Origin of the sequence: Tenacibaculum profundi (assembly GCF_052050075.1) — a bacterium.
Classification (GTDB): domain Bacteria; phylum Bacteroidota; class Bacteroidia; order Flavobacteriales; family Flavobacteriaceae; genus Polaribacter.
The window spans coordinates 1,261,636-1,276,440 of the sequence record NZ_CP197225.1; the positions used below are offsets into that span (position 1 = coordinate 1,261,636).

The window sequence follows — 14,805 nt, forward strand, 5'->3', positions numbered from 1 at the left end:
TAGGTATTATTTTGAAAATAAGATTATGGATAATACATAGAACCATGCTAAATATTTCCTTTATTAGTCAGTAATACTTCCTTTTATCTAAAGAAGAATTTTCTGAAAGTTGATCAAAAAATCAACTAAGTCAGTTATTTTTTATGAAGTGAAATCTATTTATTCTTTTTTAATATTTTATTTTAATTCTATTTTGGAGTTTGAATAATACCCTATCTCTATTTCCTCTGTTGATTTTATTGAATTTAATAACCCGGCTGAATTCATTATCGCATTTATATCCATACTCCAAAAATGATGATCTTTAAAAGATTCATCATAGTTAACCGCTGAAACACCTGTTAAATATGCTTTGTACTTTACTCTGACCTTCATTACTCCACGGCTTGCAGAAAGCTCCGCAATAACAGACTCTCCTGGAGCCAAATCAACACTAACTCCTGATGTTGATCCTACTGTAATTGATTTCGATTCCTGTGAACCAACTCCCCATGACTGGCTATATGATATAGAAGTTTCTCCCTTCGCACCTGTTCCTGCAAACTCAACACCATAACTGAGACTTTGCCCCACAGATAGATTCCCTCCTGTATTCCAATTAGATGATGTTGTGTTGTTAACAGTCTCTGTAATAGACGCATTAAAAGAACCTTTTTGATTACTACTATTTTTAAATTCTTGTGTTTTAACTACAACTGGCTCTGATGTAACTCCTATTATTTCAGCACTTTCTACAACTAAAACCACTTGAACTTCAGGCCAACTATACCTTTTATAAAGATCTTCCCAAGGAGTAGGACTATGTAAAAATGCATCGTCTGGTGCTTTACCAAAGTATTTATTAATAGCATCTTTTAAGTGCTGATCTCCTAGCTTAAAAGATGTTCTCTCTTCATCTGTAATTATATGTTGAACTGTTCCACTCGCTTGCACAGAGGATGAAGATACGTCTGCTCCAGCTATAATTTTAATATTAATACCCAAAATATTTTAAATTTAATTTGTTATTACTTACTCTTTTCAAGGGATTTTCAGCAACCTCCTGTATTGTAATTATTTAAATACCTCATTCACACTCAAATAAAAATATATAATACCTTAAATATATATTCAACTTTAACTAAAACGTAATTTAAGAAACGAGAGTACTGAGACATTTATAAATAGCAAAGTATATTAATTAATACCTTATTCAAATTTACTTTTGCATCAGAAAAATTACAACATTTCAAATTTAGATAAACTAAGAGTTAACTTAATAATTTATTTTTACTTAGAAATACAAAGAAACAAAAGCGTGAGTTTTCAAAATTACACTAATTTCTTTTAGATGATAATCATATTACTTGTTGCAATACTCTTCGAACCAAAAACATTTAACCCTCCATAAAACTATCAAATATAACTTATTTAAAAATAAAATAACCTAACCTAATAATGGTTAATACTAGTATTATTTTAGTAAAAATACTTATTTCTAATTAATTTTTATCTTTTTAAATTTGTACTAATAATTTAAGGGTACTGCGTATTAACCAAACTTTCTAACTTACATATCCGACAAACTTCATAGAAGGAATTAATGCGCAGTTTTAACTAATAGTATTTGGCACTTAATCATAAAAACAAACTTCACAATATAATAATTGCATCAGAAATTTATCATACAAAGAATTTAATATTAAAAGCTACTAATTCAATAAAATGACTAATAATTAGTTACTAAATACCTTTTTCAGTGATATCAACAAAATATTCTTTTGTGCTCTATATTTCTTAAAGTAAACCCAATGTGTATTTTTCTTAATATAAACCTTGTTTAAAAGCAATTTTTTCATTTGATCTGTTTCAATAAGTTTTTGCTATTAAGTTAAAAACTTACATAAATTAATCTTATTTTTAAGATATATATATATTAAAAATTGAAAAATAATCCTTTAACCTATTTTTTAAAAAAACTTAATTCTCTTTCTTAGTTAGAATGATATCAATTAGTATTCTTTAATTTTTTGAATCACGATTTTCTAAAAATATCATTTACCTCCTCATTTCACTTAAATCATCAATAAAAATAATCATACTATATTCTATAAGTTCTATAATAAATCCCTACTGTTTCTAATTTTGATATCTTTTCTACTTTATTAATAAGTCGCAGTAGGCGTAAATTTAATAACGACAAGAAAGGGTCCAGTTAGAATTACAATTTTTAAATTAAAATTTTATTAAATAAAATATCCTTAATCACTTCATTAAGTTGTTATTAATTCAATTGTTAAATTAAACAAACAATCTCTTATCAGTAATACTCGTATTTTTTATAATGGTATTCCCGAGTGTGAAATCAGTTATGGTATCTATTTCAGATTATAATAAATAGTAATTTCTTTGACCATGCTTAGATAAGATCTAAGATATTTATTTTTTATTTTATTTTTTTTTATGTAAACGATCCCGTTCATCTCTTGAACGGGATCTTCATTTTAATTTAATCGCGGGTATTTACAATAATACTTATTTATAAGTATACCGTACTAATATATTAACAGGAGTGAATTATATCAATCTATTTTTTTCTTACTAAATTTTTTCATTTACTAGACATTTATTTTTCTTAATAAGAAAAATTATAACAATAAGAATTTCTTTTATTCACAACAATTCTTGAACTTGACTTTTATTAAAAATAAACAGCTTTAGCTCAGAAACAGAACCTACTTCTTAAATCCCCCCATATTAAAGCACCTTATTTTCCCTAGTATATTTCGAGGGAAACTCTCTATTTTTATTTGCTTTTAATATCAATACTTTTGCTTTCTAATAGATTGTCAACTGCGCACTAATCAAACATTACGTTACTAAAATATAGTGTGCAGTTCTTTCTAATCATATGAGTTTTTCCCGTTCTTAACTTGAACGGGATTTTTTAGTTAAAGCTCTATCTTAACTTAAGCGTTATCTCCTTTAAACTCTTTAATCTTTCATTAATTTTATCAACTCCATAAATTAGAATTATACTCTTCAAATTCAGATACAAACCTACTAATACCTGATATTTGATAAAACAAACCTGTTTTAAATAATGTTAATTAATTATCTTGCGCCTGTATGCTTGTAGTTACTGCGTATTAACCAAACTTTAAACTATGCTATTGAGTAAATTAATACGCAGTTTATTATCAGAAATACTAAAGAACTTAACTATTCTCTCTAGCTAATTTCTTATTATTTCATACTTTCAATATTACAGCTTTCTCTTCTCCCAACTTGTTATAATCAACTATTCAAAACATAAAATTCATCACTAATATTTCTTTTTTAATTCAATTATTTATGTATTTTTGCTGTAGCAACTTTTTCTTGTTATAAGGGGCAAGTTATAAGTTGTTATCCATAAATACTCTGCGTATTAACCAAACTTTCTAACTATCTATATCCGACACTCCACGAAAGGAGTTAATGCGCAGTTTTAAATTCATTTTACACTTAGTTTAATTAACCTATATCTAGCTATTTTTTAGTATTATACAATTAAAATAAAAACATTTTTTATTTATTTAATTTATTTAGGGTATATTTTTCGAAAAACAGTCTTATATATATATTACCCTTCCCCTATTTGTTTTTTAAATAGATATTAACTTTAAAATATCATATGCAACAATTAATAAAATAATCTTATTAGAAATAAATATTAAATAATAATGCTAAAAAAAAGCGATTGAATTTTTAGAAGGGTTTTATCGTTATATTGAAAGGAGCTTTTGCTCCTTTCTTTTTTGAACAGGAATTTTAATAAATTAAAATTCTAAATGTCGCCCTTGCTCCGTCTAAATTAAACAAACACAATATAAGTAATCAACGAAGCCACTAGAATAAAATCGTTTTTGAATTTAAAATTTAGCTGTGACTCTTCAACTCTTCTTAAACATTTTATATGTCAAGCCCTAAGTCGTCCATGCCTAACCATTTGAATATATGCTTTTTTTCGGCCTTTAAACTATCCTTTTCAATAGAAATGATTTGGAAAGCCATTAACAATGCTTGATAGGAATCGATACCAAATGCTAATACCACCCTTCCATTTAACTCAACTGGACATTCCCAATTTTTCTCTGAATCTTGACAAGGTCTTGGCTTTCCCAACCTGATAACAAAATATTCTTCTCCAATCGCAGAAGACAACTCCAACTTTCTCTCCGCTATTATTTCTCCTAGTTTAGATTTAACCATTCTTAAATTTTATTAGTAAAACCTTATGAATCAACTCTTTTTTAAGCTTCATCAAAGTAAAAATTATGTAATACCTAAAAAACATTTTGGTGCTCAGAATTAAAAAATCACTAAATAAGACTTATTTACTTTTTAAAAGTTTAACAACAATTTAAACACCTATTATATAGGTGTTTAAAATTATTAAAAGTATAAGGAGTGACATTGCTGAACCCCGTAGACTAGGACTTATATTTTTACTTTTTCCCCCTATGGCTAAAGTAAATGCCGTAACACCTATTAAGTAAGATACGTAATTTAAAACACTTACATATTGTTTAAAAGAAAATTCTTTTAAACACCAAAATATTTTTTTTTCTGTATGTAAAAGATCAATCCGATAATTATTTTCAAAAATTAAAAACGAAAACTTAAAATATTCAAAAAAAGCCAAAGTAAATAAAAAGACTGTTATCCCGAATAAAAATTCGCTTTTAGTAAGCAAATCGTTTCCAATAGCTAAATTAAAATTAACTAAACTAAACGTAATTATTAAAAAAAATAGGGCCAGTAAAGGTACTAAAAAACTAATATCACAAAATATAATTCGAAAAAAACCTCTTCCATTTAGGTCTATTAAATTTTGGTAGATAGCATCAAAATTAAAATAACCAGAAACACATATAACAACTAACAAATAAGAAGTCATACCACATAACACGTCTATATAAGAGTATTTGTTTGACATAATTGCATATTTATGAATTACTCATAATTGTTTGTACAAAATAAATAACACCTAAGCACGCAAGTTCTATTTTAAAGTAAAGCTATTAACTAATTAGAATAACTACTTGTAAAAGTGATTAAAAAAAACTTATTAATTTATTGTTTAAATAAATTAAAATCTTTATCAGAAAATTAGAGCTTTCTATCTAAAAATAGGAATCCTATTAAACGAACTTCTAAGTTCTCTAGGTTTAATCCAATTTTTTTATTTTAAATCATTTTATAATGAAGTTTTCTATTTATTTTTTATGTTATTCTGATAGGAAAATTGCCTTTTTTAAATCGTAATAATACTGTAAACTAAAAACAACTCCACCTAGACTATAAATACAACTCTTAAAATTATAATAATAGATGTTTTAAATATAATTAAGTAAAAGTACCAATTTACCAACTTTACACACCTTATTTAACAAATATTAACAATCTATTTTTAATTAGCATTTATCCTTCGAATGAAACATTGATCTCAAGTTATCTAAATCATTGTATATTTCATTACTTTAAATTAATGGTTACCCCTATAAACATTTAGTAGAATTACTTATTTACCATTAAATTTAATTTAGTCAATTTTGTGGCATCGTTTTTGGTTTTAGTAGGTAGAAACTGAACAGTTTTTGTAGAAACCTAATAATGATTTGAATTAATTAAGGAAGCGATTAAATTTAAGAAGGGGTTTACTCGTATTTTAAAATGAAAGGAGAACTTTTACTCCTTTCATTTTTTGTTATTTTAAAGGAACTGCATTTAAATAATTTTCCTTAGAACAACGTCCTTTATCATACTTAATAGACTTATAATCAATAAGATTTAATTCTTTTTTTACTTGATTTAACACACTTTCATAATTTATTTTATTTGGATGTTTGTCCGTATTTTTATAAATTTTGTCAAGATCCTTTCGTTTTAGGTAGTCAGGATGATATATTTCAGAGATTAATGCATAATTATATATTTCACCATACTTTTCTAAGTTAAACCCATATACATAAATGGCTAAATCACAAGGTTCAATCCCTCCCATTATTTTATAAATATCATCATTTTCAAATGATTGATTAATCGTTCCTATAAAATAACTTTCCTTTTTAATATTCCAGCCTGCGTCTTTGAAAACTTTACCCATTGATCCTCCTTCAATAATTTTTGTATGCTCTTTAACAAGAATACTATCAATTTCTTCCGGATAGCTAACAATCGCTAATGTTCTTGTTATTTTCTTATTTCCGTTTATTGTATATAAATCAGATACTCGCAGAGTACTACTTTTATTAAATGCTTTTATCTGATAATTTCCAAATTTTAATTTTATTCTCTCACTATTTAATAACTTAGAAGACCAAAAAGACTCATCAGAAAACGAACTTTCAATTTTTGCTTTTTTATTTATACAGCTAACAAAAATGGATAAAAAACTTATGTATGCTATAAAAATATAAATGTGCTGTTTTTTTTTCATTAATTATAATTATTTAGAATGGTAAATCTAAACCGTTTAATTTATTTAGAATAATACTTTATGCATATCGGTAATCAATTAATAGGTAAATAAGGAATATTCGAACAGATTACAGTTAATTTGATCAAAAATTATAATTCATTTTTTCTCTTATTCGAAAGATAAGATCATTTTAATATAACCTCATAAGCTATCTTAATAGTTAATAAACAGATTTAAATTACAACTACCTATACCTGTATAAGGTTAAATTATTAGAAATAAATTCATGGTATATGAAATAAATATACTTTTGTACCGGACAAAATACAAAGACAATTGATTTGAATTTAAAATACTATTAATCAATTTGGTTAATTAACTTTTTTTTCAAAACAAACAACGGAATATCAGTAAATAAAAAATGTTTTTTTAGTTTCAAAAAACATTTTGTAGTATTAAAGCAGTGTCAAAAATGTTAAAATTTAGGATAATAAGCTATATTTTTGCGAGCTGTTATTAATATCTAAGGGGCATTAATCTATACATCATAGCGTTAGAATTTTTAGAAGGGTTTTATTCGTATTTTAATAGTTTTTCTGCTCCTTTTTCTTTACAAATTGTAATTTATTTATATATTTCATCAAATAACTAAAACAGATAAATTTAAAATAATTTATTCACGTAAAACCTAATTTAACTCTCCTCTACTCCTATTTTAACCAATGTTGAGTATTTTTTTTTAGTTTATATTATACAATTTAAAATTTTCAACAAACAAAACAAAAACATAAAAAACTAATAATCAAAACAATAAACTAATAAAATAGTTAAGGAGATTAATTTTATAATTTTACTACAATAAAGCATTAAAAGTTATCAATTAAATCACTAAATTCGCAAAAAATTTAGACTAGATTTTATCTATAAAATAGTAAGGGGGAGCATTAATCTAATATACTATAGCGTTGGAATTTTTAGAAGGGTTTTATTCGCCTTTTAGTAGATTTTGCTCCTTTTCTCTTTTTAATCTAATAACAACAATTTTTCTAAAATAACTTTATAAAATTATAGTGTCATAATGATTAAATCATTTAATCAACCAACACCTATTTATTTTTTTATTTCAAATATTTTAAAAAATAATTTTTTACTCTTTTTAAAATTACCTTCATTTGATAAAGTAATTCCATCAATAGTTAAGAACTAAGCCCCTCCAATTCCTCTTTTCGAAATCTAAACTTTTAAAAAAAGCCTTAACTCACATATTTTCAACTGGATTAACTTGTATTTAATAGTATTTATCGTACTTAGAATAAGAAAATAATAATTTAAAAAAAATTATAGTTTTTAAATTTTGTAGTGTTTTTGTCGTAGTAAAACCAAGGTATTTAAATCTCCTAAACCTCTTTGGCTGTAACCGCTTTTACTTTGGTTTATTAAATATTAATAAAACGCTTTTTATCCAAAAAACAACTATCCCGAAAAAACACAAAACACTAAAAACCAACACCTTGTAGTGTTTTTGCCGTAGCTAAAATGTTAAAATTGATAAAACTGAAAATTATATTTGAAGAAATTTTTTAACCCTAAACAAAATGAGAAAAATCATTTACCTCTTAAATTTCTTTTTATTTTTGTCTTGGTCTGCAAGCTCACAGGACAAAAGTGAAGCAAAAGGTGATAAAATTTACCTTAAAAATAGAGTAATAAGTACTTCAAAACATGCATCAAAAGCTCAATCTAGAAAAAGTAGCTACCTATTATTAAATTTCAAGGAAACCATTCCATCATTGAATTCCTTAAAAAAACTTTCTATTACATCTTTAAATAGCGTCGATCAACATACAATTTACGCACACGTACCATTAGAAATAGATTTAAAAAAAATACCTAATTTAAAATGGTTTGGTACACTTAAGCCTGAAGACAAGTTCTCGAAAAATCTTAATTTATCAAAAGGACTTAAATCAAATAATGAAAAGTTAAAGGTTCTTATCTATTTATCTAAAAATATTTCTTCTAAAGAAATTGAAAATATTTACAGGAAATTCAATTCAAAACATAAAAATAGAGATATCTCTAAAATAAAAGGATTACCAAAAAATATTTTATTAATGAATATGTCAAAAAAAGACATTATAGAAATATCTAAAAAACAATCAGTTAACTGGATACGTAATGTAAGCAGTATTGACTTTACTAATAGAAATCACATATTCTGTTCTGGTCATGGAACTCCTTATGGACCCGCTGCAGAATTTTCAAATGGTAATCATGAGAAAACTCATAATAAAGAAAGCAGAAATAGCAATACAGGATTTGTTTTACAAGGAAGTAGATGGACGAATAAGGACTCATGCGGTAATACAAAAGTAAAATACTACTTCGATGGCTTTAGCAAAAACACCTCACTTAGTGAAGCTGATCAGAAAAAAATCATGATCAAAGAAATGCTAGAGTGGGCTAAAGTTAGCGGACTAATTTTTATCGAATCTGAAAATTTTTTAGTTGGTACCAATGGTATAAATATTTCTTTTGAGAAAGGAGAGCACGGCGACGGAGATCCTTTTGACGGTCCTGGTGACACATTAGCTCATGCTTTCTTCCCTATATATGGAGGAGATATGCATTATGACGATGATGAATTCTGGGTAGGCCCTAATGAAACAAACGGTATAAAATTAAACATTACCACATTGCATGAATTTGGACATAGCTTAGGTTTACACCATTCAAATAATAATAGTGCTATTATGGCGCCATTTTACAGCGAATTTAAAAGCAAACTACATGAAGACGACATCAATGGAATTCAAAGACTTTATGGTAAACCAAACTCTTGTAATGTAGATACAACTCCTCCTGTAATTAAGTTAAAAGGTGCACCTTCAATTACAATAGAAATGGGAACATCATATCTAGATGCAGGTGCAACAGCTCACGACAATGTTGATGGTGATATAACTAGTGAAATCATAACAACAAATGCTAACATTAATACATTTATATTAGGAACACATCAAATTAATTATGATGTTAGCGATAGTAGCGGCAACAGAGCTAATCGAGTTACAAGAGAGATAAACGTAGTAGAAGCAACTTATTGTAATTCTAAAGGGAATAAATCTAATGAAGAATTTATTAGTAATGTGCAGCTTAAAAGCATTAATAACAAAACCGAATCTGAAAATGGAGGATATGGGGACTATACAGATAAGCATGCTTCTAATTTAGTAAAAGGTGAAAAGGCTACAATTACAATAACACCTTCATGGCTAGGAAAAACATATAACGAAGGTTATGCTGTTTGGATTGATTATAATCAAAATGGTAATTTTGAAAATAATGAAAAAGTATTTGAAAAAGCTCCATCAAAATCAACGTCTATTGTTGGAACATTTACGATTCCATCAAGTGCTAAGAAAGGAACAACAAGAATGCGTGTCTCTATGAAGTATAAAGGAATACCAAGACCATGTGAGACTTTCAATTATGGTGAAGTTGAGGATTATACAATAATAATTAAAGTAGATACAATTCGCCCTGAAATTAAACTGATAGGTAAACCCGAAATTATTTTAAATGCTGGTGAAGCATATATTGAGCAAAAAGCTACAGCGCACGACAATGCAGATGGAGACTTAAGTTCATCAATTAATATTAGTGGCGATGTAAACATAAACTTACCTGGTACCTACAATATAAGATATAATGTAAGTGATAGTAGTGGTAATAAAGCAACAGAAGTTATTCGAAAAGTCATTGTAAGAGATACAACTCCTCCTGTTATAACTTTATTCGGTAGTTCAGAAATTATTTTAGATGCCGGTCAAACATATGTAGAGCAAGGTGCTACGGCTTTAGACAATGTTGATGGTGACCTGACTGAAATTATAAATATTAATGATAATAATGTCAATACAGATATTGCTGGAATTTATACAATAACTTATAATGTGAGCGATAGTAGCGGAAACCCTGCTAAGGAAGTTGTTAGAAAAATTATTGTAAACAAAGACACTACCCCCCCCATTATAACATTAACTGGAAACGATATAATTAATCTTAGCATCGGTAATAAATATACTGAACTAGGAGCAACAGCATTTGATAATATGGATGGAGAGCTAACAACCTCTATTAAAATCAAAAATAATATAAATACCAGTATCGAAGGAACATACCTAGTAACATATAATGTAAGCGATAGTAGTGGAAATTCTGCAAAAGAAGTTCTTAGAACCGTAATAGTGAAATCAAATGGATTTGATTATTGTGACTCCAATGGTCAAATAACTGAAGATGAATATATAGGTAAAATTGTAATTACCGATGTAGAAAATAAATTTGACCTTATAACAAATTCCTCTATTGAAGGAATTACAAGTACAGGGTATTCTGATTTTACATCAAGTATTAAATCTGTAGATATCAAAAAAAGTAGAAATTATGCACTTACGATATCCCCTACTTGGACAACAGCCTCTTTTAAAGAGGGATACACTGTTTGGATCGACTTTAATCAAAATGGTATTTTCGAAGTAGAAGAAACTATATTAAGGAAAGCTCCTTCCAAATCTTCATCAATTATTGGTACATTTACAATTCCTGAAAATGCCAAAAATGGAACTACGAGAATGCGAGTATCTATGAAATATAATGGAATACCTAAAGCATGTGAAACATTTAAATATGGAGAAGTAGAAGACTATCTTGTCAACATTGTTAAACAAACCGGAAATGATAGCGTTAACTTTGGATCTAGTTTGACGTTAGCAAACGAATTTAGTGTTTTTCCAAATCCTGTACAGGATAAACTACAAGTAAAAACGGCAAAATCAATTGTTTCTTATTCAGTTTCAAATGCATTAGGCCAAATAATTAAAGTAGCTAACTTAGAAGGTTCCTTTTCTGTGGAAGAAAGAAAGGAAAAGTCTAATTTAGAAAACACAAAAAATAGTGACTTCCTTATAGATTTAAGCAATTTAGCACGCGGTATATATTTTATTAAATTTATTGACAGTGAAAATAAAGTAACTTCAGAAAGAATTATTAAAGAATAATTTCTTTCTGTTAATAAGCAAAAAGCCTCGATTTTATCGAGGCTTTTCATTTTTCAATTATACACATTAATTTAATATACTTCTTAAGGTAATGTATATCATAACCTATAAACTACGTACTATGTAATAAGTCTAATCCATTATATTAAAATTCATTTAACAATCATTAAAAACAACCACTCTTATAAAAACTACTCCTTAATACTTTTATAACCTCTTGCATTTTTAATTATGTTAATCGTACTATCATACATCTGTTAATTACCGATTTTCAACTAAAAGATACTGTAATACTACCTTAATTTATAGTGTAGCTTATTTACCTATACCTTGGATATAAAAAATATATTAATAGTCTTGGTATATAAAGCATTGTTTATACATCTATTTTCATTGTACATGTGTAAAAAATGGAATGGTACATAGAAACTCAAAAACTATAAATATTACCTCCCAGTCAATAAAAAAACATTATTAAAAACACAAAAGTTTTTAAAAAAATATATTAACTCATAAATAATTTTACTTTTTCCAACTAAAAAAAGTATTCTACACTATGTGTATCTGACCTACTTAATTGTTTAGATAATTTTTCATTTAAATGAGTTTTAAAAAGTTAATTCCCAAAAACACCGAGCGTAAATTTTATTATTTTGCTAAACCCGCCGGCACGATATAACTAATTATATTACTTTTCTACGTAAAAGAGATAGTCAACAAGCGATTCTTTTGATTTTTTTCGTTAATTAGGCTAACCCAATAGTATTCTGAGTTATAAAAGTAGAAATCATCAAAGTCGAGATCTCTTTTTTTTAGGTTTACAACAGTTATCTTAAAACTTATAATCGCCTTCAAAAGCAAAAAAATTCAATTATTTTTAACTAACCCCAATGTATTTCTTTCTCAATTTCATAATAAAAACATACGACTTATTTCAATAAAAAACCCGCTCATAAAAAGAGCGGGAAAATTGTTATAAATAAGATAACTAAAAGCTACTCTTATTTTACATTTTATAACTCAAGAGATATATTAAGATAGTGCACTATCAATACTACTCTTTTGAAACTAAAAAAACTAGTTTACAGTATATGTAAATTTAGAAGAAACCTCTTCGCCTGCTTCACCTAAATAATTAATAGTTCCTTCTTTTGTTTTAGCATTTTTTAAAATATTAAATTCCTCATCAGAAAGGATATAAATTAATCCATCGTCTTCAAAATGTTTTGAATCTTCATAAAGTTTACCATTAAGAACTATATTATATACTGAATACCTATCTGTACAACGAATGATTAACCTAGCAGAACTTGCTGTTATTCTAGGATATAATTCAGCAGAAGTTACTTTAAAATGTGGTAATAATTTAGTAGTAAATGAAACTTCTTTTTCTAAAGTTGTTCCATATTCTAAACTTCTTGCTACTACTTTAACATTATAGAATACTTTCGGATTTAAATCAGTAAACAACCATCCAGAAGATGTAACTCCAGTCGCTTCTTTTTCACCGTTGATATAGATATCTGCAAGAACGCTTCCCTGGCCATTTATGGTTAAAGGTGTCCAAGAAATTATTGCTGATTTCTGACCAATATCATCTATTGTTATTTTGAAATCATTCGGATTAGGACCTTTGAGCGTTGTAACTTCTATCATTTGAGAAGAAGAAGTTCCAAACTCACTAGATTTCGATTCAACTTTTACACTATATGTTATTTCAGATTTTAAACCTGAAAAAGTGTGCGTCAATGCTTTTAAATCAGAAGCTACTTTAATACCATCTAAGTAAACATTATATACTACACCTTGATCACCTGCTACAGTAGAAGCATTCCAATCAATCGTAAATTTTGTAATCTTAATATCTCTAGAGTTGACAGTTATATCAGAAGGGATAGGTTTTAGTGTTTTAACATCTATCATTTGAGAAGAAGAAGTTCCAAACTCACTAGATTTCGATTCAACTTTTATACTGTATGTTGCTCCAAAATTTAAACCTGAAAAAGTGTACGTTAATGCTTTTAAATCAGAAGTTACTATAGTACCGTCTAAGTAAATATTATATACTATACCTTGATCACCCGCTACGGTAGAAGCTGTCCAATTAATCGTAAAACCAGAAAACGTTATATCTTTAGAAGTAATAGTAATGTCAGAAGGGGTCGGCTTATTTAGCGTTGTAACTTCTATCATTTGAGAAGAAGAAGTTCCTAACTTATTAGATTTTGACTTAACTTTTACGGTGTATGTTGTTTCAACATCTAAACCTGAAAAAGTATAACTCAATGCTTTTAAGTCAGAAATTACCTGAACATCATCTAAATAAATATCATATACTACATCTTCATCACCCTCTACAGTAGAAGCAGTCCAATCAATCGTAAAACCAGAAAGCATTATATCTTTAGAGGTGATGATAATATCAGAAGGAATATGTACGCCTAATGTTGAAACATCTATCATTTTAGAAGAAGTAGTTCCTAACTCATTAAGCTTTGATTCAACTTTTACACTATATGTTGTTTCAGCATCTAAATCTGAAAAAGTATATGTCAATGCTTTTAAATCAGAAGCTACTTTAATATCATCTAAATATATATCATATACTATATCTTGATTACCCTTTACAGTAGAAGCAGTCCAATCAATCGTAAAACCAGAAAACGTTATATCTTTAGATCTGATAGTAATGTCAGAAGGAATAAGCTTGACTAATGTTTTAATATCAACTACTTTAGTAGAAGTAGTTCCATATCTATTGGACTTTGATTTAACTTTTACGCTATACGTTGTTTCAGCATCTAAATCTGAAAAAGTGTACGTTAATACTTTTAAGTCAGAAACTACTTGAACATCGTCTAAATAAATATCATATACTACGTCTTTATCACCATTTACAATAGAAGCTGTCCAATTAATCGTAAAACTAGAAAACTTTATATCTTTAGGGGTGATAGTAATATCAGAAGGATAAGGGGTAGGAATTTCTTCGGGTTCACTACATCCAAAAAGTAAAAAGAATGCTGAAAGCAAAAGTAATGGGGTAACTAATTTAATATTTTTCATAATTTTCAATCTGTTTTAGATTTTTATTTTTTATTTGGGTTTATCTCGAATTATTAAGTAATTCAATTTTTTATTATATAAAACGAAAAAATAAAGAAGCAAACTCTATGTTAGTGAGTTAAATAATCTTAAAAATTCATTTATTTAATATATTTTTTGTCTACTTACCATAACCATGCCAAAAAATATTTTCCGTTTTTAATTTTCAGAGAACCTGCTCTTGTTTTCTAA

General features: G+C 27.1%; 6 protein-coding genes. 1 reads left to right on the forward strand and 5 read right to left on the reverse strand.

The genetic code is table 11. The features are described 5' to 3' along the window. Window positions 1–177: 177 nt before the first annotated feature. From ACSIGE_RS05055 to ACSIGE_RS05070, 4 genes are all read right to left on the reverse strand, one after another. Window positions 178–984 carry a hypothetical protein gene (locus ACSIGE_RS05055; protein WP_440881695.1) on the reverse strand — a complete coding sequence of 269 codons (807 nt, stop codon included), beginning with the start codon at window positions 982–984 and terminating at the stop codon, window positions 178–180. 2,949 nt (window positions 985–3,933) lie between these two features. Then, on the reverse strand, window positions 3,934–4,233 hold the full coding sequence (locus ACSIGE_RS05060; RefSeq protein ID WP_440881696.1) for a DUF6968 family protein: 300 nt from the start codon (window positions 4,231–4,233) through the stop codon (window positions 3,934–3,936). 151 nt (window positions 4,234–4,384) lie between these two features. Next, a complete protein-coding gene (locus ACSIGE_RS05065) occupies window positions 4,385–4,960 on the reverse strand; it encodes a hypothetical protein (protein ID WP_440881697.1) in 576 nt (191 codons plus the stop codon). Between the two features lie 771 nt (window positions 4,961–5,731). After that, window positions 5,732–6,463: a hypothetical protein gene (locus tag ACSIGE_RS05070; RefSeq protein ID WP_440881698.1), complete on the reverse strand. Its 732-nt coding sequence runs from the start codon at window positions 6,461–6,463 to the stop codon at window positions 5,732–5,734. Window positions 6,464–8,040: 1,577 nt separating this feature from the next. On the opposite strand from ACSIGE_RS05070, the gene ACSIGE_RS05075 reads away from it, so the two are divergent. Beyond that, on the forward strand, window positions 8,041–11,508 hold the full coding sequence (locus ACSIGE_RS05075; RefSeq protein WP_440881699.1) for an immunoglobulin-like domain-containing protein: 3,468 nt from the start codon (window positions 8,041–8,043) through the stop codon (window positions 11,506–11,508). 1,077 nt (window positions 11,509–12,585) lie between these two features. On the opposite strand, the gene ACSIGE_RS05080 is transcribed toward ACSIGE_RS05075, so the two are convergent. Then, complete coding sequence (locus ACSIGE_RS05080; protein WP_440881700.1) at window positions 12,586–14,574, reverse strand: fibronectin type III domain-containing protein; 1,989 nt, start codon at window positions 14,572–14,574, stop codon at window positions 12,586–12,588. Between the last annotated feature and the right edge of the window lie 231 nt (window positions 14,575–14,805).